25 protein-coding genes are annotated in these 24763 nt (G+C 46.4%); 16 read left to right on the top strand and 9 right to left on the bottom strand.

Going from position 1 to position 24763, the window contains the following annotated elements; genetic code table 11:
- Window positions 1-29: 29 nt before the first annotated feature.
- Window positions 30-662 (top strand): SCO family protein, encoded by a 633-nt coding sequence (locus tag MDMS009_RS07900; protein ID WP_008291154.1) that lies wholly within the window; start codon window positions 30-32, stop codon window positions 660-662.
- Here MDMS009_RS07900 and MDMS009_RS07895 read toward each other — a convergent pair.
- Window positions 644-1570, bottom strand: a complete 927-nt coding sequence (locus MDMS009_RS07895; RefSeq protein WP_008290940.1) for a hydrogen peroxide-inducible genes activator — start codon at window positions 1568-1570, stop codon at window positions 644-646. The two genes, MDMS009_RS07900 and MDMS009_RS07895, sit on opposite strands and share 19 nt — an antisense overlap.
- Before the next feature lie 215 nt (window positions 1571-1785).
- Here MDMS009_RS07895 and rd point away from each other — a divergent pair, with 215 nt between their 5' ends.
- From rd to MDMS009_RS07875, 4 genes are all read left to right on the top strand, one after another.
- On the top strand, window positions 1786-1950 hold the full coding sequence (gene rd, locus MDMS009_RS07890; RefSeq protein ID WP_008291098.1) for a rubredoxin: 165 nt from the start codon (window positions 1786-1788) through the stop codon (window positions 1948-1950).
- A gap of 93 nt (window positions 1951-2043) precedes the next feature.
- A complete protein-coding gene (gene recF, locus MDMS009_RS07885; RefSeq protein ID WP_043888062.1) occupies window positions 2044-3159 on the top strand; it encodes a DNA replication/repair protein RecF in 1116 nt (371 codons plus the stop codon).
- A gap of 37 nt (window positions 3160-3196) precedes the next feature.
- Window positions 3197-5614 (top strand): DNA topoisomerase (ATP-hydrolyzing) subunit B, encoded by a 2418-nt coding sequence (gene gyrB / locus MDMS009_RS07880; RefSeq protein ID WP_043888061.1) that lies wholly within the window; start codon window positions 3197-3199, stop codon window positions 5612-5614.
- A gap of 82 nt (window positions 5615-5696) precedes the next feature.
- A complete protein-coding gene (locus MDMS009_RS07875) occupies window positions 5697-6263 on the top strand; it encodes a cytochrome b (RefSeq protein WP_043888060.1) in 567 nt (188 codons plus the stop codon).
- Window positions 6264-6322: 59 nt separating this feature from the next.
- On the opposite strand, the gene MDMS009_RS07870 is transcribed toward MDMS009_RS07875, so the two are convergent.
- Complete coding sequence (locus MDMS009_RS07870) at window positions 6323-7636, bottom strand: NAD(P)/FAD-dependent oxidoreductase (RefSeq protein ID WP_008291117.1); 1314 nt, start codon at window positions 7634-7636, stop codon at window positions 6323-6325.
- 142 nt (window positions 7637-7778) lie between these two features.
- On the opposite strand from MDMS009_RS07870, the gene MDMS009_RS07865 reads away from it, so the two are divergent.
- Genes MDMS009_RS07865 through MDMS009_RS07850 form a run of 4 tightly spaced genes read left to right on the top strand, consistent with a single transcriptional unit; the run spans window position 7779 to window position 11053 of the window.
- Complete coding sequence (locus tag MDMS009_RS07865) at window positions 7779-8327, top strand: flavoprotein (protein WP_008291027.1); 549 nt, start codon at window positions 7779-7781, stop codon at window positions 8325-8327.
- Window positions 8328-8336: 9 nt separating this feature from the next.
- Window positions 8337-9809, top strand: a complete 1473-nt coding sequence (locus MDMS009_RS07860; protein ID WP_008290955.1) for a DUF6513 domain-containing protein — start codon at window positions 8337-8339, stop codon at window positions 9807-9809.
- Window positions 9781-10365, top strand: coding sequence for a DUF447 domain-containing protein (locus MDMS009_RS07855; protein ID WP_043888059.1), 585 nt, complete (start codon window positions 9781-9783; stop codon window positions 10363-10365). The genes MDMS009_RS07860 and MDMS009_RS07855 overlap by 29 nt, the downstream gene beginning before the upstream one ends.
- Entirely contained in the window at window positions 10358-11053 is a 696-nt protein-coding gene (locus MDMS009_RS07850) for a (5-formylfuran-3-yl)methyl phosphate synthase (RefSeq protein WP_008290985.1), read from the top strand. The genes MDMS009_RS07855 and MDMS009_RS07850 overlap by 8 nt, the downstream gene beginning before the upstream one ends.
- 2 nt (window positions 11054-11055) lie before the next feature.
- Here MDMS009_RS07850 and MDMS009_RS07845 read toward each other — a convergent pair whose 3' ends face one another.
- Complete coding sequence (locus MDMS009_RS07845) at window positions 11056-11316, bottom strand: DUF2798 domain-containing protein (RefSeq protein WP_008290995.1); 261 nt, start codon at window positions 11314-11316, stop codon at window positions 11056-11058.
- A gap of 129 nt (window positions 11317-11445) precedes the next feature.
- Here MDMS009_RS07845 and MDMS009_RS07840 point away from each other — a divergent pair, with 129 nt between their 5' ends.
- Window positions 11446-12366 carry a LysR family transcriptional regulator gene (locus MDMS009_RS07840; RefSeq protein ID WP_008291077.1) on the top strand — a complete coding sequence of 307 codons (921 nt, stop codon included), beginning with the start codon at window positions 11446-11448 and terminating at the stop codon, window positions 12364-12366.
- A gap of 54 nt (window positions 12367-12420) precedes the next feature.
- On the opposite strand, the gene metE is transcribed toward MDMS009_RS07840, so the two are convergent.
- Window positions 12421-14700 (bottom strand): 5-methyltetrahydropteroyltriglutamate--homocysteine S-methyltransferase, encoded by a 2280-nt coding sequence (metE, locus tag MDMS009_RS07835; protein ID WP_008291147.1) that lies wholly within the window; start codon window positions 14698-14700, stop codon window positions 12421-12423.
- A gap of 100 nt (window positions 14701-14800) precedes the next feature.
- Between metE and MDMS009_RS07830 the strand changes: the two genes are divergently transcribed.
- A complete protein-coding gene (locus MDMS009_RS07830) occupies window positions 14801-15697 on the top strand; it encodes a LysR substrate-binding domain-containing protein (protein WP_008291071.1) in 897 nt (298 codons plus the stop codon).
- Here the strand turns inward: MDMS009_RS07830 and MDMS009_RS07825 are convergent, their stop codons facing one another.
- The 5 genes from MDMS009_RS07825 to gpmI are packed head-to-tail and all read right to left on the bottom strand — an operon-like array spanning window position 15698 to window position 21188.
- A complete protein-coding gene (locus tag MDMS009_RS07825) occupies window positions 15698-16537 on the bottom strand; it encodes a response regulator (protein ID WP_237700496.1) in 840 nt (279 codons plus the stop codon).
- Window positions 16506-17060: a DJ-1 family glyoxalase III gene (locus tag MDMS009_RS07820; protein ID WP_008291141.1), complete on the bottom strand. Its 555-nt coding sequence runs from the start codon at window positions 17058-17060 to the stop codon at window positions 16506-16508. Before MDMS009_RS07820 ends, MDMS009_RS07825 begins: the two co-directional genes overlap by 32 nt.
- A gap of 17 nt (window positions 17061-17077) precedes the next feature.
- Entirely contained in the window at window positions 17078-18433 is a 1356-nt protein-coding gene (locus tag MDMS009_RS07815; RefSeq protein ID WP_043888057.1) for a S41 family peptidase, read from the bottom strand.
- Window positions 18434-18457: 24 nt separating this feature from the next.
- Window positions 18458-19645 (bottom strand): murein hydrolase activator EnvC family protein, encoded by a 1188-nt coding sequence (locus MDMS009_RS07810; protein ID WP_008291064.1) that lies wholly within the window; start codon window positions 19643-19645, stop codon window positions 18458-18460.
- Between the two features lie 7 nt (window positions 19646-19652).
- Window positions 19653-21188, bottom strand: a complete 1536-nt coding sequence (gene gpmI, locus MDMS009_RS07805) for a 2,3-bisphosphoglycerate-independent phosphoglycerate mutase (RefSeq protein WP_008291054.1) — start codon at window positions 21186-21188, stop codon at window positions 19653-19655.
- 383 nt (window positions 21189-21571) lie between these two features.
- Between gpmI and MDMS009_RS07800 the strand changes: the two genes are divergently transcribed.
- The 5 genes from MDMS009_RS07800 to MDMS009_RS07780 are packed head-to-tail and all read left to right on the top strand — an operon-like array spanning window position 21572 to window position 24727.
- Complete coding sequence (locus tag MDMS009_RS07800) at window positions 21572-21991, top strand: rhodanese-like domain-containing protein (RefSeq protein ID WP_008290943.1); 420 nt, start codon at window positions 21572-21574, stop codon at window positions 21989-21991.
- A gap of 27 nt (window positions 21992-22018) precedes the next feature.
- Window positions 22019-22276 (top strand): glutaredoxin 3, encoded by a 258-nt coding sequence (gene grxC / locus MDMS009_RS07795; protein ID WP_036311300.1) that lies wholly within the window; start codon window positions 22019-22021, stop codon window positions 22274-22276.
- Between the two features lie 21 nt (window positions 22277-22297).
- Window positions 22298-22786 carry a protein-export chaperone SecB gene (gene secB / locus MDMS009_RS07790; protein ID WP_008291146.1) on the top strand — a complete coding sequence of 163 codons (489 nt, stop codon included), beginning with the start codon at window positions 22298-22300 and terminating at the stop codon, window positions 22784-22786.
- A 14-nt stretch (window positions 22787-22800) separates the two neighbouring features.
- Window positions 22801-23841 carry an NAD(P)H-dependent glycerol-3-phosphate dehydrogenase gene (locus MDMS009_RS07785; RefSeq protein ID WP_008291106.1) on the top strand — a complete coding sequence of 347 codons (1041 nt, stop codon included), beginning with the start codon at window positions 22801-22803 and terminating at the stop codon, window positions 23839-23841.
- Window positions 23842-23854: 13 nt separating this feature from the next.
- Window positions 23855-24727 (top strand): hypothetical protein, encoded by an 873-nt coding sequence (locus MDMS009_RS07780; protein ID WP_008291063.1) that lies wholly within the window; start codon window positions 23855-23857, stop codon window positions 24725-24727.
- Window positions 24728-24763 lie beyond the last annotated feature (36 nt).

Raw genomic sequence — 24763 nt, 5'->3', positions numbered from 1 at the left:
ATCGGTTGGCCAGTCACACGGAAAATCTTATGTTTAAGCCGTCGAAAAAAGTTAATTCTAAGGGTTTTTTACTGTTATATCTTCTTGTCATCGTGATAATGCTGTTGCTTTGGGTTTCCAGACTCCAAATAACACAACCCGAAACACGTGATATTCCCGTCGCATTAAAACCCCATTTGGTTTCTCCTGCGCGGCAGCTTCCTCAGTTTTTATTGAACTCTAAAGGAAAGCAAGTACTTACTAATCAGTCATTTAAGCAACGCTGGTCATTTGTTTATTTTACGCATCCACATTGTCAGCCTGAATGTGGAGCGGTTTTGGCGGTACTAAATAATTTGAGTCAGTTTTTTGCCGCCGCTGATATTCAGTTCTTATTGATAAACTACGATGATCAACAGTCTATTTATGAAACAGAGCAAGTTAAGCCTGCCCTGCCCTTATATACGGGAGATAAGCAGATTCTAGATACGGTGATGAAGGCGTTTGGGTTTCTGTTTTTGCGTACCCAGTTCAAACAGGGTTACCAAATCGAGCAGCAGCACGATATTTTTCTGGTCGATCCCAAGGGGCGCGTCTATGCGCGTTTTAAACCGCCGTTTACGTCATTTACCCTTCAGCAGCAGTTTTTTGCGCTCAGGGACTTCTATGCGCGCAGCGAATAATCGGTATCTGCTAGGGCATCAGAAAAGGTCTTGGCAAGTTGCTCTAGGGTTGCTGTTCTACGAAAGCTCGGACGCCAGACAAGGCCAATTTCACGCACGGCCTGATTATTATTGTTTTCTAGTGGCACCAAGCTAATATCTGAATGGCTCACCATGTCTGAGTTAATCGCCATATCGGGTATCAGGGTAATGCCTAAGCCGCTGGCAACCATTTCAATCAATGTGTAGAGGCTCGTTGCTTGTACGCTTTTACGTTGTGCGGACGCGGGTAGCTGACAGGCACTCAGGGCATGTTCGCGCATGCAATGACCTTCAGCGAGTAAAAGAAGCTCATTGGTGGGTAAATCAGCGGCTTTTAATTTTTTCGCTTTAGCCAGCTTGTGACTTTTTGGCATTGCGATCCAAAATGGCTCTTTGGCAAATACGCGGTGAGTCAGCCCTCGCGTGTTGAAAGGAAATGCGAGCACAGCCACATCTATGCTGCCCGCCTCCAACCGATCCAATAGACGTTCAGATTGATCCTCAATCAAAACTATCTCAAGATTGGGTAACTGTTTTCGTACCGACGGCAACACTTTTGGTAACAAAAATGGACTGATGGTTGGAATAACACCTATTTGAATTCGACCCGATAAGGGGTTTTTCTCCGATTGTGCTAAATCAACTAAATCTTCGCTGAGGGATAATATTTGCTGCGCACGACTGGCGATTTCTTCTCCGATAGGGGTTGGTAGAACCTTACGATTTGTTCGCTCAAGAAGAGAGACCTCAAGAAGTTGTTCGAGATCCTGTATACCTGCACTCAGCGTTGATTGAGTAACAAAACACTTTTCAGCAGCATGACCAAAATGTTTTTCTTCAACAACACTGGTCAGATACTGTAATTGACGTAATGTGGGTAACCGCATAATCGGATTTTCCGTTTAATAATTAGCTATTGATTAGTATGGTAAAAGTATCATAAGTTCAGCATATTGTACGAAAAGACCTTATCATCTTCGCTCATTGATGGGTATGACTGTTGAACTGTCAAGAAGTTTTCAAGTCACACACACGCAGAATTCATAGATTTGTTAGAATCAGCATACTCAGTTTTACGGTTTAGTTTTAGGAGAACGGTTTTATGAAAAAGTGGCAATGCATTGTCTGTGGCTTTATTTATGACGAAGCAAAAGGTCTTCCAGAAGAAGGAATTGAACCAGGCACCGCATGGGATGATATTCCTGATGATTGGGAGTGTCCCGAGTGTGGTGTGGGTAAAGAAGACTTTGAAATGATTGAGCTGTGATTAAACAGCTAATAACAGTGCTTTGTTACCAACCTTGATTATCTCGATCGGGTTGGTTTTTCTTTGTCTTATCTAAAACAACATTGAATCTTTGTGCTAGCTCAGCTTAGTGTTTCTCAATTTCGCAACATTGTTTCTGCTGAGATAACGCCGGCATCAGGGATTAATCTCATTCTTGGTGAGAATGGCTCTGGAAAGACAAGCTTACTAGAAGCGCTTTTTTTGTTGGCAATGGGGCGTTCATTTCGCTCTCGTGCATTAAAGCATCTTGTCAAAAAGCAACAGCAGCGTCTGACAGTTTTTGCACGATCAATGGATCAAACCCCTATTGGCCTGCAATACGATTTACAGTCTGGCTTGCTTATTCGATTGAATAACGCGCCATTGAAACGCCTTTCCGATCTTGCTGCTCACCTTCCCTTGCAGTTTATTCCTGCCAACTGTCATCAGTTTTTTGAACTTGGTCCAAAGTATCGAAGAAGGATGGTTGATTGGGGTGTGTTTCACGTGGAACATAGCTTTAATTTTCACTGGCAGTCATATAAAAAAGCACTTCAACAACGTAATGCTGCTATACGTAAATATAAACCCTGTAACGAGATCGCACTTTGGGATACCCACCTTATTAAACACGGCATGAAAATAACTGAGTTCAGACAAGGTTATTTGCAACAGCTGGTAAAAGAATTTTTACCCTTGTTTCGTCAGTTATGTCCTGAGTTAGAAACAGCCTCGTTCGTATTACGCTATCAGCAGGGCTGGAATAAAGAGACAGACTTTGCTGATTATTTACGCGAAAATATCGAACGTGATCGTGCCCTGGGCTACACTCGCTCAGGTGCACATGCAGCAGATTGGTCACTAAAAATTGATGATGGTGATCCTTACGAAATGCTCTCAAGAGGACAACAAAAATTATTTTTTCTGGCTTTGAGTATGGCGCAAATTAAGTTACTTGCCGCCCAAAAAGAAATCACAAACTCTGTGCTGCTGATAGATGATCTTAGTTCAGAGCTAGATTGGCATCATCAGAATACCGTTATTGAAACGCTTCGTACTCTGCCCGTTCAGGCATTTATTTCAAGTACAAATGACGATTTATCACAACTACTCAAAGCAGATAATGAGAAAAAGTTTCACGTGAAACATGGCGTGATTTCCGAGAAAGTGAAGCATGCTATCAACACAAACCCAGACATAGTAGAATAATAGGTTATTCAACATCCTAGATAGGAATAGTTTGATTATGACAACAGAAAACAACAATACCTACGACTCATCGAATATCAAGGTTCTTAAGGGACTTGATGCGGTGAGAAAGAGACCAGGCATGTATATCGGCGACACAGACGATGGTACCGGCTTACATCATATGGTTTTTGAGGTGTTGGATAATGCAATTGACGAAGCCTTAGCGGGCCATTGTAGTGAGATCCAAGTTCGAATTCATCCAGATGACTCTGTATCTGTCATCGATAATGGCCGTGGGATTCCTGTCGATATTCACGAAGAAGAAGGCGTTTCTGCCGCTGAAGTTATCATGACGGTATTACATGCTGGCGGGAAGTTTGACGATAACTCCTACAAAGTGTCAGGCGGTTTGCATGGTGTGGGTGTTTCCGTAGTGAATGCGTTATCGAAAAAGCTGTCTATGGAAATTCATCGCAGTGGTCGTATTTACAAACAGTCCTACACGCATGGTGTGCCGGATGCTGCGTTGACGGATGTTGATGATACAGAAATTACGGGTACTAAAATCCAATTCTGGCCAAGTGAGGAAACGTTTACCAACGTGACCTATGATTACAAAATTCTGGCGAAGCGTATTCGTGAGCTGGCATTTTTGAACTCCGGTGTCAGAATTGTTTTAACCGATGAGCGTGATGAGTTAACAGAAACATTCTACTATGAAGGCGGTATCACCGCCTTTGTTGAGCATTTGAATAAAAACAAAAGCGTGATTCATGACAACATCATTAAAATTGATGGTATGCGTGATGACGTCAATGTTGAGTTGTCGATGCAGTGGAACGACTCCTATCAGGAAAATATCTACTGCTTCACCAACAATATTCCACAGCGTGATGGCGGGACTCACTTAGCTGGCTTTCGTGCTGCATTAACACGAACCTTAAACCAGTACATTGAAAGTGAAGGTTTGGCGAAGAAGTCAAAAGTCACAACCAGCGGTGATGATGCTCGAGAAGGGTTAACTGCGGTGCTGTCAGTTAAGGTGCCCGATCCTAAGTTTAGTTCACAAACAAAAGACAAGTTGGTGTCATCAGAAGTGCGCACCATCGTAGAGTCTTATGTTAATGAGTTTTTCCATGACTTCCTGATCGAAAATCCTAATGACGCTAAATTAATTGCCAATAAAATGATCGATGCTGCGCGTGCGCGCGATGCAGCAAGAAAAGCGCGTGAATTGACGCGTCGCAAAGGTGTACTTGATATTGCCGGTCTGCCTGGTAAGTTGGCTGATTGTCAGGAGCGTGATCCAGCGCAATCAGAACTATTCCTGGTGGAGGGTGACTCTGCGGGCGGTAGTGCAAAACAAGGTCGTGATAGACGTACCCAAGCGATTTTGCCTTTGAAAGGGAAAATCTTAAATGTTGAGCGTGCGCGTTTCGATAAGATGATAAGCTCCGCCGAAGTAGGCACACTCATTACCGCATTGGGCTGTGGTATTGGCCGTGATGAATACGATCCGGAAAAGCTGCGTTATCACCACATCATCATTATGACGGATGCGGACGTCGACGGTTCTCACATCCGTACCTTATTGCTCACATTTTTCTATCGTCAAATGCCTGAGTTGATCGAACGAGGCCATGTTTATATTGCACAGCCACCGTTGTATAAAATCAAGAAAGGCAAGCAAGAACGTTATGTGAAAGATGATGCTGAAATGGAGCGTTATCTGACGGAAGTGGCGCTGAACAATGCCGCCTTGTATCCATCAGAAGATGCTTCTGCAATTGAAGGCAATGCCCTGGCAGCCTTGGTAACAGAATACCAAACAGTGAATGCGATCATTGGCCGTTTGGCAAACCACTACTACCCTGCTTTTCTTAACCAGTTAGTGTATCAACCCGAAGTGCCGGCATTGACTGATAAATCAGCAATTGAGCCTTGGTTGCAAACCATAGAGGCCGCCTTGAATAAGGGACTGCCAACGGGAACCAGTTATAAACTGAGCGTTAAGCAGCAAGATGATGAGCCTGTACCGTTAGTAAACATCAGTTTTAGCCGTCATGGGATCAGCACTGATTATCATGTGCCCGGTGAGTTCTTCGCAAGTACTGAGTATCAAAAAATACTTTCATTTGCTAATAAAATCAATGGCTTATTTACCGATTCTGCCCGTGTGGAACGTGGAGACAGAAAAGAGTCAGTCAGCTACTTTGCTGAAGCAGTTAACTGGTTACTGGCTGAGGCGCGTCGCGGACAGCACGTGCAGCGCTATAAAGGCTTGGGTGAGATGAACCCTGATCAGTTGTGGGAAACCACGATGGATAAAAGCAAGCGTCGTTTGCTACAAGTGAAAATTGATGACGCCATTGTTGCGGATGAGACCTTTAACACCTTGATGGGTGACAATGTTGAACCGCGTCGTGAATTTATTGAAACACACGCATTACAGGTATCTAATCTCGATATCTAACGACTGGAATCTTTTTGAACACTAAAAGTCATACAGCCGATTGGTTGTATGACTTTTTTATGTCTTGGAATAAGGAATTATTATGTCCGTGGCCGTTGCCCGTTATGATCGCGTACAAATTTTGCTGCACTGGTTAATCGCTGCAATCATTCTGTGCATGATAGCGATCGGGCTGTTTATGGTGCAGTTACCCAAAGAGTCTGAGTTACCCCCTGGCGAAGAAAGTGTTCGTGCATTCTGGTTTTTATTGCATAAATCACTGGGAATGACTGTAGCAATACTGATTCTGTTGCGCGTGGGCTGGCGTTTGACTCATAAGGCTCCCCCACTGCCCGACTCAGTGAGAACGTGGCAGAGGCGCGTGTCAGCAGCCGTTCATGGCCTGTTATACGGCTTAATGGTCGCAATGCCTGTTACGGGTTACATGCAATCAATGTTTAGTGAGTATGACACCAAGTTCTGGGGCATCGTGGTGCCCAGACTCGCTGAGGCTGATGTGGCAATGCGAGAGTCGTTCTCAGCGATTCATGCATTCCTGGCGTTTACCCTGATTGCTTTGTTATTGCTGCATATCGCCGCAGCGCTGAAACATCGTCTGGCTGGAAATGAGATTAGTCAGCGAATGTCGTTATTCAAACGCGATAAATAGCACTACAAAAAAGGCCCATGACAGGGCCTTTTTTTTAAGCAATATTACCTAAGCAGAAATTAATGCAGCTTGATCTTAGGATGAACACTGCGTCTGAACAGGTGAGACAACGACAGCATGACTACACGGAATGGGCCGAATAAGGCGACTTGATGCATTTTGTATAGAGAAAGATACATCAGACGGGCCATAAAGCCCTCTATCATCATACTTCCACGACTTAGATTACCCATCAGGTTACCAACGGTGCTGTAGCGGCCTAAAGACACCAGAGAGCCATAATCGTGATACTCGTATTCAGGCACCTCTTTGTCATTCATTCGGTTGATAATGGATTTATAAACTAATGATGCCATTTGATGTGCCGCTTGAGCGCGTGGTGGCACGTTTTCGTCGTGACCCTGCCATTTACATGCGCAACAGTCGCCAATGGCGTAGATATTGTCATCGAGTGTCGATTGTAGCGTTTGACGAACAACTAACTGATTCATCCAGTTAGTTTCTAGTCCATCAATATCTTTTAAAAATTCAGGTGCTTTGATACCCGCTGCCCAGACTTTAATAGCAGCTGGAATAGTTTTTCCGCTTTCTGTTTTTATCTCTGCATCGGTCACTTCTACCACACGTTCGTTGGTCATGACATCGACACCCAACTTACGTAGTTCATCTTCTGTCGCTGCAGACAGGTTTTCTGGTAGACCGGGTAAAACGCGATTAGCCGCTTCGATAATGCTGATTTTGACGTCTTGAGGCTTAACTTCATCCAAACCATACGCTGTTAACAGGTGTGAGACTTCGTGAAGTTGCGCACTCAACTCAATACCAGTCGCGCCGGCGCCAACAATAGCGATATTAAGCTGACCTTCATCCAGTGGTTTACCTTGAGTGTGAGCACGAAGATAAGCCTGAAGTAGTTTGTTTTGGAAGGTTTCAGCCTGTTTCGTGGTATCGAGGAATAAACAATGATCACGGACACCTTTGATGCCGAAATCATGACTGATACTGCCAACTGAGATGATCAGATAATCATAGTCGAATTTACGACGAGGAATAATTTCAAGCCCTTCCTGATTGATAGTCGGTGCCACAGAAATCTGTTTGTTTTCGCGATCTAAGCCATCCATACGGCCCAATCGAAAACGAAAGCCACTACAGTTTGCCTGACTTAGGTATTCAATTTCATCTTCGTGCGAGTCTAATGTGCCGGCGGCGACTTCGTGTAGCAGTGGTTTCCAGATATGGGTATGGGTGCTGTCAACCAATGTGACTTGTGCTTTACCTTTTTTACCCAGTTTCTTGCCGAGCTTGGTGACCAGTTCCAGACCACCCGCTCCGCCCCCAACTACAACGATTTTTGGGATATCGTTAGACATTCGCAATGGCTCCAATCCGACGCAGACTTATTAATAAAGATGTGATTTTAACGTAAAAAACCCTATAAAAACTATCTTATTTTTACTATAGGAGCCGAGTCTGGCAAAATTTACAACCTTAACTGATGGTAAGAGATGCAATATGCAAGCAAGGCCTGAAAAACCCCGTCTGGCTTGGGCCGTAACTGGTTCCGGACACTATTTGAAAGAGTGTTTGGAAATCGTGCGTGAACTGGATGAAGTCGATTTGTTCTACAGTCGAGCCGGTGAAGAGGTCGTGAGGATGTATGGTGACGACCCTAAATCACTGGTACCGGAAGGGCGTATATACCGTGATAGAGCTGCAAGTTCCCCGCCTGTAGGCTTGTTTTACCGTGGTGATTATCACACTCTGGTGGTGGCGCCGGCGACGTCGAATACGGTCGCTAAAATGGTTTTGGGGCTCTCTGATACCTTGGTGACCAATGTGTATGCTCAGGCTGGAAAGTGCCGTATACCCAGCATCATACTTGCCTGTGACAGTGAAGCTGAAGTGGATACACCAGCCCCGGATCGCATTGTCCGCTTATGGCCTCGCAAGGTTGACTTAGAGCATACTGAGAAGCTGAAAACCTTTGAAGCAACGACAGTGGTTGAAAATGCCGATCAGTTATTTGAGGCTCTGCAGTCACGACTGGCGGAGTTAGGTTAATACACTGTTATGGCGGATAAAATTCTGTTTTTGACTGGCAAGCTGGCTGAGCCTAGTGTGCACAAGGTCTTGCAGGAAATGGCGCCATTACCATTTGAGTATCGTGTTCATAAGTTGGGTTTATCAGTGGCAGCCCTGATGACCGACAAAATGATTGCTCGAAGGCTAAAACCGGAAGACTATCAGGATTGCTCGCAAATTATTGTGCCTGGCCGCTGCCGTGGTGATTTAGAAGCCTTGAGTCGAGAATTGGGTATTTCGGTGATACGGGGACCGGAAGAAATCAAAGATCTGCCGATGCAGTTTGGCAAGCAACGCAAAAAACCGGATCTCAGCCGTTATCAGGTTAATATCTTTGCAGAGATTGTGGATGCACCAGAAAGAAGTATAGATAGCCTGATACAGCGAGCAAGCTATTATCGTGATAATGGCGCTGATGTGATTGATATTGGTTGTCTGCCACAAGAGGAGTTTCCTCACCTTGAAGAAGCAATACACTCCCTTCATTCAGAGGGTTTCAAGGTAAGTGTAGACTCACTATCTATTCCTGATCTACAACGAGCTTCGCAAGCTGGCGCAGACTATTTACTGAGTCTGACGGAAGAAACCATCGATCTGGCAAAAGACACGGATGCTGTTCCAGTCTTGGTTCCCGCTGAGCCGGGCTCTCTCGCCTCACTGGAAAGAGCGATGGAGGCCATGGATAAAATTGGCAAGCCATGGATAGCTGATCCCATTTTAGATCCGATTCACTTTGGTTTTACCGAGTCGGTCGTACGTTACCATACGCTGCGGAAAAAATACCCGGATGCGCCGATTATGATGGGCGTCGGTAATCTAACCGAATTGACCGATGCTGATACCAGCGGTATCAATGCCATGTTGTTCGGTATGATTTCAGAATTAGATATCAACTGTGTGTTGGCAACAGAAGTCAGCCCGCATGCACGACGTGCGATTCGTGAAGCCGATGTGGCTAGACGCATGATGTTTGCTGCTAAACAAGATAACAGCCTGCCACGAGATTTTACGTCTGATTTATTGATAGCACATGAACGAAGACCGTTTACCGATACGGTCGATGAAATTGCTGAGTTAGCGGCGAATATTAAAGATCCTAACTATCGGATTAAAGTCGCCCGAGAAGGCATTTTTATGTTCAATCGTGATGGTTTAGTGCAAGATACCGACCCGTTTGAGTTTTACCCACAATTAAAAGTGAAAGATGATCCGGGCCACGCCTTTTACTTGGGGGTTGAGTTGGCGCGTGCTGAAGTGGCATGGCAACTGGGAAAACGCTATGTGCAAGATGAAGACTTACAATGGGGATGCGCCGTTGAGCAGGAACAAGAGGATCTGACGCAGCAAAAAGCGGAAGGCACGACCATGAAAAAGAAAAAAGATCGTGCCTGTGGCACGGCAGAGCAAACAGACAATAAAAAGGGGCGCGCTTGTGGCACGGCTGACAAGTCGGATACATGAAGTTATCGTAACAACCTTGGATGAAGGTGGTAGACCACATTCTGCGCCAATGGGCATAAGCGAAGTAAATGGTTACTTTCATATTAAACCATTCAAACCCTCATCGACCTACGATAACCTGAAAAGACATCCGCAATGCACCATTAATTACACGGATGATGTGCGCGTGTTTGCTGGCGCATTAACCGGCCGACGAGACTGGCCTACCCTGCCCTGTAAACAAATTAAAGGTGAGTATTTAGAGCAGGCCTTATCTCACAGTGAATTAGAGATTAAACGGGTTGATGATGATGACCCTCGTGCTTGTTTCTACGGCCAGGTAGTTGAAGAACTGAGTCATGCGCCCTACCGCGGTTTCAATCGTGCCCAAAGTGCGGTGATTGAAGCAGCAATTTTGGTCAGCCGCATTGGCATGTTATCTGAGCAGAAGATACGCGAAGAGCTCGCCTACCTCCGTATCGGAATCGAAAAAACAGCCGGAGAGCGTGAGTTAGAAGCTTGGGGTTGGTTAATGGAAAAAATAGAACAGGCAGGTATTCACATTGAGCATGACTAAATGGTTGGCCAGCGTGCAGTCACTGGCAGAGGCACAAACGCTGCTCTCGTGTCTGCCAGATATTCTGGATCTGAAAAACCCCTCACAAGGCGCATTGGGTGCTTTATCTGTTTATGACGTAGAGACCATTGTGCAGTGGCTTGATGGACGTTGTTTAACTAGTGCAACGGTGGGTGATTTGCCGATGAAAGCGCCAGTTATCGCAGAGGCCGTTACGGCAATGGCGAGCAGCGGTGTTGATTATGTCAAAGTGGGCTTATTCGCGGATAAAAACCTGCAAAGCTGCTTGTTGGAGCTGAAAACAACCCTAGCCAAACTCAAAACCCCTACCATTGCCGTTGTGTTTGCTGATCAGAAGACAGAATTAGACCTATCACTTATCAAGCAGGCCGGTTTTGCCGGTGTGATGGTGGATACCGCCACAAAAGATGGTTTACGTTTGTTTGATCACTGGTCTGAGCAGCAGCTCAGGACTTTTGTGAGTAGAGCACACGAGTTGAGTATGCTGTGTGGTTTGGCGGGAGCGTTGGCAATCGATGATATTACATTACTCCAACCGTTCAATGCGGACTACTTAGGTTTTCGTAGTGCCTTATGTGACAAGCGCCAACGTACCCAAGCTTTACAGTTATCGTTGGCAATGAGAATTGCAGATAAGATGCAGTCCGAAATTAGTCTTGCCAGCTAAACTTATGCTTTTGTTTGAACTGTTTTCTGTACTAAATAGCCCACCAAAGGTCTTACCGCCATCACACAGATAAAGGCTGAAGGCATTGCTATCTTATAGGCATTAAAAGCATCTTCAAGATAGTGAGCGCTAACTCCTTGATTGGCTCCGGTGATGATTAAGCACATCAAAACAGCCATAATCGCGGACATATAAAAAGCAAACACCACAGGTGTTGTGCTTGCAGGCAATTTTCTTGTTATAGCTGCTGTCAGGGATGACATCGGTTTTCTCCTTAAGTAACTCATGGTTAATACTTTACGCACGACGATGTCGACTCGGTAGTGGATTTCGGCTACATAAACTATTAAGGTAAACTTAATAAATTAAATATTTAATGGTTTATATGCCTTATGGATACATTGCGTGGCATCGAGAGCTTTGTCAGGGCGGTGGAGTTAGGGAGTATCGCTGCGGCAGCAAGGCGGCTCAACATCAGTTCGGCAGCTGCCAGTCAGAATATCGCCAGGCTAGAAAAAGGCTTGGGCGCAAGGTTACTAACCAGAACGACACGAAGCTTGGCATTAACCGATAGTGGTGAAGTCTATTATCAACGAGTTAAAGGTCTGATACAGGAATTAGAGTTAGCAGAACAAGCTGTTTCAGCATCACAAGGTGAGGTGAGCGGTAAATTAACCGTCGCTTGCTCTGCGGCATTTGCTCGCCATGTTCTGGCACCGTTAATTCCTGGCTTTCAAGCCGCTTACCCGCAAATAAGTCTAGAAGTTGTGGCGACAGATAGGCGCCCCGATCATATTGGTGAAGGGATTGATGTCAGTATCCGCATTCGACAGCAGCTTGAAGAAGGCATCGTTGCTCGAAAAGTAGCAACGGTGCCGTTACATTTCTGTGCTTCGCCTAGTTACTTAAAACAAGTCGGGTGTCCTGATACACCACAGGCTTTGTTACAGCATAACTGTTTGATGTTTCGGGTTCCGGTGGAGGGCAAGATCTTTCGTTGGGCGTTTATACGCGATGGTGTGCGTTATGAGCCCGAAGTTAAGGCAACGATGATCAGTGACGATATTGATCTGTTGGCGCGACTGGCTATTTCGGGTGGTGGGATTGCCCGTTTAGCAAGCTTTGTGGCAATGCCCTTTCTTGCTGATGGATCATTAATTCAGCTATTTGAGAAGGAGCAGAGCCCTGATGTAGAAGTAGAGGCAGAACCGCTGGAGTATTATTTCTGCCTATTGGATCGTTATGCAAAAACACCGAAAGTGACGGCTTTTTTTGAGTATTTAAAAACGCACCTGCCCGACAAGTGGCAATGAAAAGGTTTGGATAAATAAGGCATCCTTGCCCTACTCACCCAAACCAAGAGGAAATTATGCCGCAACATCTAGGCGTAATTGTCTGGCAGCGTTAACCATCGCTTCAAGTGCGGGTTTGACTTCGGTCCACTGCCGCGTTTTAAGACCACAATCAGGATTGACCCATAAACGCTCTGGTGGAATACGCTGTGCTGCTTTTTCCATCAACTGGCAAATCGATGCAACTGATGGAATATTCGGGCTGTGAATGTCATAGACGCCTGGCCCGATTTCATTCGGATAATCAAAAGCGTTAAAGACATCCAGCAGCTCCATATCAGAGCGAGATGTTTCTATAGTGATGACATCGGCATCCATAGCAGCAATCGACTCGATAATGTCATTGAACTCTGAATAACACATGTGTGTATGGATTTGAGTCTCATTGGCAACGCCGTTCGCGGATAGTTTGAAACTAAATACAGCCCAATCGAGATAGGTCTGCCAGTCGTTTTGACGTAAAGGTAAGCCTTCACGTAGAGCTGCTTCATCAATTTGGATGATTTTGACACCGGCTTGTTCCAGATCCTGGACTTCATCACGAATAGCCAGTGCTAGCTGCTGACAGGTCACAGAGCGCGGCTGATCATCACGCACAAACGACCAGTTCAGCATAGTTACAGGTCCGGTCAGCATGCCTTTTACCGGCTTGTCTGTAAGCGATTGAGCATAGTTTATCCAGTCCACGGTCATTGCTTGGGGGCGTTCAATATCACCAAAGATAATTGGCGGCTTAACACAGCGCGAACCATAAGATTGCACCCAGCCAAGGCGACTAAAGATATAGCCTTCAAGCTGTTCACCGAAATATTCGACCATGTCGTTACGCTCGGCTTCACCATGAACGAGTACATCCAGCCCTACTGCTTCTTGTTCTCTGATCGCTAACTCGATCTGTGCTTTCATATCAGCGTGGTAGCGTTGTTGATCCAACTCACCCTTTTTAAATAGTCGGCGGCTTTGTCTTATTGCCGGTGTTTGTGGAAAAGAGCCTATTGTGGTGGTTGGGAATAACGGCAAAACAAACTGTTTTTGTTGTAAGCCCACCCGCTCAGAATAAGGCTGTTGGCGTTGTGCCATGTCGCTGGAAATATTTTCCAGTCGCGTTTGTACCGCTTTTTTATGAACACGTTTTGAGTGTTGGCGGCTGAGAATAGCTTCGGCATTAGCGTTTAGCTCTTCAGCGACGGCTTGTCTGCCGGAGCTCAATGCCTGCGCCAGGATGGATAGCTCATTAAGCTTTTGGTTGGCAAAGGCCAGCCAGTTTCTAATCTCTGTATCCAGCGTTGTTTCCTGTTCCAGATCAACGGGGACATGTAACAAAGAGCATGACGGCGCTAACCAAAGCCGATCGCCGAGCCTTTGGTGTATAGGTTCTAGCTTATCAAGCGTACTGTTTAAGTCAGTTTTCCAGATATTACGACCATTGATAACACCTAAGGAAAGGACTTTGTGTGGTGGTAACCAGTCGACAACGTTGACGAATTCATCAGCGGCATTGATGGCATCAATGTGTAAACCGGCTGTGGCTAATTCGCAAGCCAGATTCAGGTTTTCCCTGAGAGGGCCGAAATAGCTTGCTAATAATAGTTTGACCGGTGTTTTGTGCAGGGAAAAATACGCTTGTGTTAATGCATGCTGCCAGTCACTACCCAGTTCTGTGGCCAAAATCGGTTCATCAATCTGAACCCATTCCGCGCCAGCATCGGCCAAGGCTATCAATAATTGCTCATAAACCGGTAATAGGCTATCTAACAGTGCCAGTTTATCAATATCATCTTTAGCTTTTCCCAGCCAAAGGTAGCTGACCGGACCTAATAATACGGGTTTTGCATTCACACCTTGGTTGACGGCTTCTTGGTATTGAGCAAGATAGCGCTCAGCATGAAGCTGGAACTGGGTGTCTTGATCAAATTCCGGCACCATATAGTGATAATTGGTATCAAACCACTTGGTCATTTCAGCCGCTGCAATTGGCGTTTGTTCGAGATTTTTTGAGGATTGCCCGCGTGCTGCCTGAAAGTAGCGATCAACATCTCCCAGTCTGGCATCGCTACGTTTAGGCAAATTACCGACTAACAGACTGGTGTCTAATACGTGGTCATAAAAGGAAAAGTCACCGACAGGCACCCAATCAAGATGCTGCTGGCTAAGCCAGTGTGTTTGACGCAAGTCCTGAGCTGTTTTTTCCAGATCGACTAAGCTTGTCTCACCGCGCCAATAGGCTTCTAAAGAAAATTTTAATTCACGGTTTTTACCAATGCGGGGAAAGCCGAGGTTGTGTGTTGTTACCATAATTATGTCCTTACAAAATAGCTGAGTGGCGCCATTGTAAAGACAGTGACATATAAGTAATAATGATATTTTTTAACAAACCTATAAGAAAAACTCATAGATGATAGAGCGAAACCATCTCCGAATTATTCAGGCCTTGGCTGACCACGGCAGCCTGACTGCCGCCGCCAATGCCTTGTTTGTGACACAACCCGCGTTGTCGCACCAGATGCGTTATTTAGAGCAGAAGCTGGAAGTGTCTTTATGGGAGCGACAAGGACGTAAATTACGTCTTACACAGGCCGGTGAGTTGCTGCTGCGGGTTGCAGGACAGGTTTTGCCGGTACTGGAGCAAGCTGAGAATACGCTGCGAGCGTATGGTGAGGGCCAGCAAGGGATACTTCGTCTCGGGGTTGAGTGCCATCCCTGCTATGAGTGGTTGAAAGGTATTTTGTCAGATTACCTGATCGCGATGCCAAAAATGGATGTTGATATCGTGCATAAATTCCAGTTTTCCGGTTTGGAAGGTTTGCTTAATTTTCATATCGATTTATTGGTGACGCCCGACATAGTAAAGCGAGAAGGCTTGGTATATGCCCCGTTGTTTGATTATGAACTAGTCTTACTGGTCGCGGCAGATCATCCACTGGCGGTATATGACGAGATTGAGGCAGAGGCGTTGACGAATGAGTTGCTGTTAACCTTTCCGGTGCCTCATGAGCGTCTGGATGTGTATAGCCAATTTCTGACGCCGGCAGGTGTCAGCCCCAGACATAAAGCCATGGAGTCGATTGATATTATGATACAAATGGTGGGCTTACAGCGTGGTGTGACGGTTTTACCTCATTGGCTCGCTCAGTTTTATCAGAAAAATATGGCAGTGAAAGTGCTGAAATTAGGCAAGAAAGGCGTGATGAAAACCTTATTCGCAGCCATGCGGGAAGGTGAACAGGATGTCGTCTATATGCAGCGCTTTGTTGAGTTAGGACAGCAAAAGGGGATAAATGTAAGTAAGTAGTTACTCATCGAGCATGCGATAGAGAATGTCACGTATGACTTGTGGTTCAAAAGGTTTGTCGAGAATTGCTGAGACACCGGCCTGGCGGACGTTGCCCAATGTGGCTTGATTATTCTCCGTGGTCGCCATTAATATCGGCACCATCACATCCCCTATTTCGTCACGAACATAGTGCACTAACTGTTCACCATCCATCTCCGGCATATTCAGATCGGTGACAATCAGGTCATACTTACGTGCCGCTAACAATTCAACTGCTTCACGGCCATTTTCAGCATGATCGATATGATCAATCCCCATGCTGTTCAATACCCGAGAGATATGGTTACGCGAGGTGAAACTGTCATCTACCAGTAAGATGTTCAATTCGCTGACATCATAGTTTTGTAGCTGTATTTCTTCTGGATCAATGACATCCAGCGTTGCACGAATCGCCCGTTGTAAATCGTCTCGGTTGAAAGGTTTAGGCAGAATGGCCATCACCCCGGCTTGCCTTACTGGCTCTAGTGCGCGAGCGGCGGTCTCGCTGGAAATCAGCATAAAGGGGATGACTTGACTGTGTTGCTGCTGTATTTCAGCTATCAGCTCATTCGCCGTCATATCGGGCAAATACATGGCACTGATAACCAAGTCAGGCGGGTATTGGCTAATGTGTTTTAAAGCATCTGCAGCGTTAGCTACGCCGTCGATTTTTTGTATACCTTCTTCACTCAGATGCCGCATGATGAGTTTGAGTTGCATGGCTGAAGGTTCCACCAGCAGGATTGATAAGTCAGACGCTTTCAGTGATGCCATATGAGTCGTATTTTCAGCTACGAACCAGTCCTGCTTCAACCTCATCGCGTGTGGTTTTATCAGTCAATAGTTCAATAATTAACAAGGCGAAATCCATCGCCGTTCCCGGACCTTTGGAGGTCAGTATAAAGTCGTCCATAACAATGGCGTCGTTACTGATGCTGATATCGGACCATTTTTGTGGATCTAAGGCGCCAGGATAACTGGTTGCATGGCGACCTGATAATACGCCGGCATCTGCTAGTACGATAGGAGCGGCACAAATCGCGGCAATATATTTTCCAGCCTGCTGGAATTGTGTGACGAGAAGATGAATACGCTCATCATTATTTAGATTGTCAGTACCCGGTTGCCCACCTGGCAGTACTATCATGTCGAAATCATTGTTGATGACCTCGTCGAGCAGGCAATCGGCCACTAAGCCAACTTGCCTGCTGGCAGTGAGTTGCCGTTGAGCTGACAGGCTCGCCGTTGTGACTGTGATGCCAGCCCTTCTGAGCAAATCAATCAGCGTGACGGCTTCGAGTTCTTCGCAGCCGTCTGCCAGAGGTATCAGCACCTTCGACATTGATAACTCCCGAGATATTATCGATTCAGGATGGTCATGCCTTTTAATAAGTTCAAGGCTTGAGACAACACATAATCGCTGACTTCAAGTGGTTGTTCTGCTTCCGCTTCCGTATTTTCGTCAGTTTGTTCAGTACTCTCAGCGTTTTCAGTCACCGGTTGTTCGGTCTTTTCTTCACCGTTTTCTGCTTCACCATTTTCCAGATGATGGGCCAGATCACGTTCACGTAGCGGCGTGAACTCGCTGTCTTCAACGGATGCCACGCGAATGCCATTAATCTCGATATCCGGCACGATACCTTCTGCCTGAATAGAACGACCCGATGGCGTGAAGTAACGCGCAGTAGTCATTTTCACAGCGGTGTCATTGGTCAAAGGCATCACCGTTTGTACTGAGCCTTTACCGAAGGTTTTACTACCCAGAATGATGGCACGCTTCTGGTCTTGTAATGCCCCTGCGACGATTTCAGAGGCTGATGCCGAGCCGCCATTAACAAGAACAATCAGCGGTGCACCTTTAAGTAGATCATCGGGCGTTGCGTGGAATTTTTGTTCAGAGTCTGCAATACGGCCTTCGGTATAGACAATCATGCCTTTGGTTATGAAGGCATCTGACACATCGACAGCGGCATCCAAAACACCGCCTGGATTGTTACGTAAATCAAGCACCATACCGTTGAGTTTGCCATCGTTTTCTTTTTTCAGATCACTGATGGCTTCGCGCAAGCTGGCACCGGTTCGCGACTGGAAGGTAGAGATACGGACGTAACCGTAGCCCGGCTCCAGCATTTTGTTCTTCACACTTTCAACTTTAATGATTGCGCGAGTTAACTCGACTTTTAGTGGCTTGTCTGCCCCTTCACGGATGATGGTGAGTAACAGCTTACTACCCGGTTTACCCCGCATAATATCGACGGCATCGTTGAGTGTCATGCCCTTAACAGGAGTGTCATCTAGACGAATAATCAGGTCACCGGGTTTGATGCCAGCTTCGGCTGCCGGGGTGTCATCAATGGGGGCGACCACTTTAACAAAGCCATCTTCCATACTGACTTCAATGCCTAAGCCACCAAACTCGCCCGAGGTACCTTCGCGGAGATCCTTGAAATCGTCCAAATCTAAATAAGTGGAATGTGGATCCAAGCCGGATAACATACCGCGGATCGCACTTTCGATGAGTTGTTTGTCTTCGACCGGTTCAACGTAACTACTTTTGATACGGCCAAAAATTTCGGAGAAAGTACGTAGATCTTCAAGCGGAAGATCCGGTTTCACAGCCTCTTTATCTGCAAAGACCATTTGGCCGAAGACCAGCGTGGCACCAAGAATTACGCCGCTGGTTATCAGTCCGAAATCACGTTTAAACAAGCTCATATTCTTTCCTTATAGATTAATCAATCAGCCCTGTGTTCCCAACCATTTCATTGGGTTGGTGGGGCTGCCACGATGACGGATTTCAAAATACAATCCGGCCAGCCCGCGAATTCCTTGTTCACCCGATTGGGCAATCGTATCACCGGCTTGGACAACATCTCCTACTTCGCGTAGCAGGCTTTCATTATTACCATACAGCGTCATGTATTGTTCGCCATGATCAATGATGATTAGCAGGCCAAACCCTCTTAGCCAGTCGGCAAACACCACTCTGCCCGATGCCGTGGCTGTGACCTCATTGCCTGTTGGTGAGGCGATGACAATGCCTTGCCACTTGAGTTTACCAAGATTTCGTAGGCTACCATAGCGCGCCAGCACTTTTCCGTTCACCGGCCAGCTGAGCTTACCAGTCAGACGTGAAAAAGGTGTGTTTGGTTTCACGGCTGTAACAGTTTTTTGAGTGGGGGCTTTGCTTTGTGCTTGCTTTGCCTGTTGTTGGCGTTTGGCTTCTTCTCTTGCCAGAGAATCAAGTAAATTTTGCAGGTTTTTTTCTTCTTCCTGCAAGGAGCTCAATTGTGCATTTTTACCGGAAATGGTTTTATCCAACGCCGCTAAGGTGGCCTGGCGTTTTTCCGTTTCCTGTTGCAACTTCAGTTGCTGATGTTTTTGCTCTTCCAGCAAGGTCTCTAATGATTGCTGAGCCAGTAACACCGCTTTTTGTTCTTCAGTAAGCTGGCGTAACAGGGTGTTGATCTGATCGATCTGGGTTTCACGAGCTTGATGAAAATAACGAAAATAGGTGCTGCCGCGACTGATGGTGGCAATATCCTGTTGATTGAGTAGCATTTCGAGATAGCTGGGCTCAGCATTGATAAAGGCGGCTCGGATCTGAGCATAAAGCGCCTCAAGCTGCTGGCTTTGCTCTTCTTCCTTGATCCCCATTTGTGTACGCAAGCGGTTGAGTTCAGCATCTTTGTGCTGAATCTGTTGCTGTAAATCCCGTAGTTTACGGTTGAGCGTCGAGACACTCCGACTTTGCTTTTTCAGCTCTGCGTAGAGTTCTTCGCGGCTGGCTTTTTGTGCTGACAAATCAGCATTGAGCGTTTTGATTTCCTCACGAACAGAATCCAACTGTTGTGCGGAGTCAGGTGCGGCATAAGCGCCGGTGCAGACCAGCAACAGCGCCAGAGCTTGAAAAGAACGCGTCAACACAGTGGCTTTATGCCTTTTCTTCAATTAATAAGTGTTTGCTCATTTCTGCCGGAATAGGCAGATCCATTAACGACAACATGGTCGGTGCAATATCTGACAAAGTACCGTTTTCATGGCAGGTGGCGTTACGTCCAGCAAATATAAGCGGAACAACATTGTTTGTATGAGCTGTATGAGCCTGTCCGGTTTCATGATTGACCATGCGTTCAGCATTACCATGGTCCGCCGTCACGATCATTTCGCCTCCGGCCTGTTCTAATGCTCCCCAGACTTTACCAAGGCAAGTGTCCAGCGCTTCAATGGCTTCAACAGCGGCATTAAAGTTTCCGGTATGTCCCACCATGTCGGCATTAGCATAGTTACAGATAATGACATCGTATTTTTTGCTTTGAATGGCTTCAACCAAGTTCTCAGTGACTTCCGGCGCATTCATTGCTGGTTGTTGATCGTAGGTATCGACTTTGGGTGAGGGGATCAAAATGCGATCTTCACCGTCAAAGGGTTTATCAAGACCACCATTAAAGAAAAAGGTTACATGGGCATATTTTTCTGTTTCCGCAATACGCAGCTGCTTGAGGCCTAACGACGACAAGTAAGCCCCTAAGATGTTGTTCATCTTTTCGGTTGGGAAAGCGACTGGTACAGCAAAGTCTTTTTTGTATTCTGTCAGTGTGACAAAGCTGGCAAGCTTGATATGGCGGGGTAATGTAAAGCCGTCAAATTCCGGTTTGATAAAGCATTCGGTCAATTCACGGGCACGATCCGAACGGAAATTCATAAAGACGATACTGTCTCCATCTTCGACGGGCGCCGCATCGCCTATCGTAGTCGGTTTAACGAACTCGTCGGTTTCCTCACGCTCATAAGCGGCTGCCAAGCCTTCACTGCCAGTGGCGAAATGATAGGCACCCTGCCCCTCAGCGATGAGTTTGTAGGCTTCTTCAACCCTATTCCAACGTTGGTCACGATCCATTGCATAAAACCGGCCTACCAAGGTTGCTAGACGCCCCTTACCACATTTTTCAAAGGTTTTTTCGAGGGCATCAAGCGCTGATTGAGCACTTTTCGGTGGGGTATCACGACCATCTAAAAAGGCGTGAACATAGACTTTTTCTGCCCCACGTTGTACTGCCATTTCCACCATCGCATGAATATGCGTTTCGTGACTGTGTACGCCACCGTCTGACAACAGACCGAAGATATGCACAGCCTTGTTGTTGGCCACGGCTTTGTCGACCGCCTCAGATAACACGGGGTTATCGAAGAATGCACCCTCTTCGATGGCTTTGCTAATGCGTGTGAATTCCTGATAGACGACCCTGCCCGCTCCCAGATTAAGGTGGCCAACTTCAGAGTTACCCATTTGATCGCCGGGGAGACCGACACCGGCTCCTGAAGCGTGGATTAAGGTGTGCGGATATTGCTGCCAGAGTTTATCCCAAACGGGCGTATTTGCTGCAAGGATGGCATTATTGTCCGGGTCTTCACTGTAACCCCATCCATCAAGAATAATTAGCGCCAATGGTCGGTGTGGGTGAGTCATTAAATAATCCTTAAAGCTAGAAGTGATCAGGCTCTATTGTGGCTGACCGTTGTGTTATATGTAATTCAAAGTTGATGCCGTGTATTATATGGGCTTTTGTGATGAAATACAGTCGCAACGAGTCGTGGGCTGAAGCTTGGTTTTGGCCAATAGGCAAGATACTATCGCAAGTCGCAACAATATTGAATGCGCTGGATTGGCGCTGCATCAGTAGGCGGGGCGCGAAGGCTTAATCGATTTTCTGCGCTATGCTTTGCGGGTGCTGTCACAGCCAAGATATAAATAACGTTTGAGTCTCACCGTGCGCTATCGAATCAAAAGCGAGTGGCTGAGATAGTATTTATTTTCAAAAAATAACTGTTTAGTCTGCATGAAGGGGTGCTATGGAAAACGTGGGTGAGTTTATTGTTAATCATTGGATTTTGGTCTCGGCCTTTGTGATTCTGGCGTGGCTGGTCTTTTCTGACTCAATAAACCGCAGACTAAGTGGTCTGCAGCCACTGGGCGCGACGCAGGCCGTTAGACTGGTGAATCAGAACAAAGGTAAATTTGTCGATGTGCGAGATCCGTCAGAGTACGAAAAAGAGCACATTGCCGATTCGTTAAACCTGCCATTGTCGCAACTGGCAGAAGAGTCAAAACAACTTAAGGACAAAACGCAACCAGTGGTGATCGTCTGTGCCAGTGGTCAGCGTGCTCGTAGCGCCGCTAAACAGTTACGAGGAAAAGGCTTTGAACAAGTCTATGTGTTAACAGGCGGTTTGCATGCTTGGAAAGAGGCTAAACTGCCTCTGTTCAACTAAATTTTCAGAAATGGCAGGGGTTTTTTTGTGGCTAAGGTAATCGTTTATTCTTCCGCGCATTGTCCGTATTGCGTTATGGCGAAGCAGTTGCTTGAACGTAAAGGCGTGGACTATCAGGAAATTCGTGTGGATTTAGATCCGTCAAAACGCGAAGAAATGATGAAAAAAAGTCAGCAACGAACGGTGCCACAAATTTTTATCAATAATAAAGCCGTAGGCGGTTACACCGATTTGGTTGCGATTGATCGCTCCAAGCAGCTCGACAGCCTGTTGGCACAATCATAACGTTATAGAGAAGGAATAATCATGGCTGAAGAAAATACAGCAGCTAGCGAAGAGCAAAAACCACGCTTTATCATTCAAAAAATCTACACAAAAGATGTGTCATTCGAGTCGCCAAACTCACCGGAAATGTTCCGTGAAGAGTGGCGTCCAAAGCTGGATCTGCAGCTGGGCAATGGTTACAACCGCATCGACGATGATAATCACGAAATTATCCTGACAGTGACGGTTACCGCGACAGTGGGTGACAAAACAGCATTTCTGGTAGAAGTGAAACAAGCTGGTATCTTCACATTGACTGGTTACAGCAATGAAGAAATGGGCCCATTGTTAGGCAGCTACTGCCCGAACACCCTGTTCCCATTCGTTCGTGAAGTGGTATCTGATTTAGTGACTAAAGGTGGTTTCCCACAATTAGTGCTGTCTCCGGTTAACTTTGACGCGATGTACATGCATCAGAAAGAGCAGGCTCAGAAACAAGCTGAAGCAGCTCAATCACAAGCGACTCATTAATACCGGACAAGTTTGTGACGACGCAGGCTAAACTTTCTCCTACGCTGGTTATTGGCGCTGGTGCCTGGGGCACGGCTTTGGCGATGGCCATTGCTAGAACTGGTCAAGAAGTCTGGTTGTGGGGAAGAGATCAGGCACAGCTGGCAGAAATGAAACAGTCACGTGAAAACGGTCGGTATCTGCCGGGTGTGCGGTTCCCTGATAGTCTGGCAATAGTTGACGATTTTGAATTGGCTGCTAAAGCTTGCCAACATGTCCTGATTTCAGTGCCAAGTACTGCTTTTGTTGCAACCTTGAAAGCATTACAACCAGTACTGAAAGCATCGACACCGGTAAGTTGGGCGACCAAGGGACTGACGCCGGAAACAGGGCAATTTTTGTTTGATGCTGCAAAGCAGATTCTTGGGCCTCAACAACCACTAGCAGTACTTTCTGGGCCCTCATTTGCTGCGGAAGTCGCTGACAATTTGCCGACAGCAGTGACACTGGCTTCACCCGACCAGGGTTTATTAGAGGATCTCGCAGAGCTGATGCACTCCCCGACGCTGCGGGTGTACACAACGCATGACGTACTGGGCGCGCAAATCGGTGGTACGGTAAAAAATGTGTTGGCTATCAGCGCGGGTATTTCTGATGGCTTGGGTTACGGCGCGAATGCGCGCGCAGCGCTTATCACCCGAGGTATGGCAGAAATACGACGTCTGGCAGCAGCCTTAGGCGCAGAAACGGAAACCTTATTCGGGTTGTCGGGTATTGGTGATTTAATTCTGACCTGTACCGACGATCAAAGTCGAAATCGGCAATTAGGTTTGGCGCTGGGTAAGGGGCTTAGTGTTGCTGATGCAGTCAAAACGGTTGGCAAAACAGTAGAAGGCATGCATGCTGCTCGAGAAGTTTTATTACGTGCGGAGCAGGTCGGTGTGGAAATGCCTATTGTTGAACAGGTATGCAAAATCTTGTTCGAAGGGTACGATCCGCGCGAGTCGGTACAAACATTATTGTGCAGGGAACAAAAAGCAGAGTTGCTGCATCCTGCAGGAAACCAGGTTAACTAAAGAGGAACAATCTATGCGAGGCATATTGAAGTACAGCACAACGATTGCCACGGTCATGATGCTCAGTCTGGGACTGGCAGGCTGCGGTAGTTCGCCAAAGAAAGACGAAGTTGAAATTTCTCTGGAAGGCAAAACCGTCTTTGAAGCGGGTTTGCAAAATGTCCAGATTCAAGAAAGAGATGTCGCAGGCGTAGCTAACGATCATCCCCTCGCTATTTCATCGGAGAACCTGCGCACGATTCTTGAATCAATGTACATCACCGATACGGTATTGTTCCAAGAGCGCCAAACACCGCTATTTTCGCCTGGTGAGCTACAGGTCTTGAGCACATCATTGGCATCGGGGCTGTCGCGGGCTGAATCAAGTCAAGATGTGACGTTTGTGACTATCGGTACACATAGAAGTGCATTAGCAGCGGAAAGAGAAACCAACACGGGTCGTGTGTTCTATAGTGGCGGTCGTTTGAATATTATTTTCGGTAAAGTGAGAGAGGTTTACCGAGAAAAAGATCCCATCACTAATCAGCCTATCGATCGCAGAACAAATCCACTGTTACCGGGTACTCGTCGTAGCGATTCAGAACCAGATAGAACCATCGTTTTAGACAATGGCCAATCTTATTACGTTGACCCTAAAACCGGTGAAGAGCGTAGTGACTGGATTGTTATTGATATTCCTACCGTGTTGGCAACAGCGGCAGAGCGTGAAGCAGAGGCGCAGCAAGGCGGCTCTTTGACGCCTGAACAAAAAGAAGCCATTGCACGCAACACGCAAGAAACAAATAACCTGCGTGATGACATGGCGAATATCAAAGAAGTACTGTTTGAAATGAGCGATAAGCTCGACAAACTGCAAAAACAGCTTGATGAATCGAAAGCGGAATAAACCGTCACTTCATCAACGTTTAAAAGGAGCCTTCGG

Source organism: Methylophaga thiooxydans DMS010, from assembly GCF_000156355.1.
Classification (GTDB): domain Bacteria; phylum Pseudomonadota; class Gammaproteobacteria; order Nitrosococcales; family Methylophagaceae; genus Methylophaga; species Methylophaga thiooxydans.
Note: the sequence above shows the minus strand (reverse complement) of the source record. Positions and strands in the feature narration are given on the sequence as shown.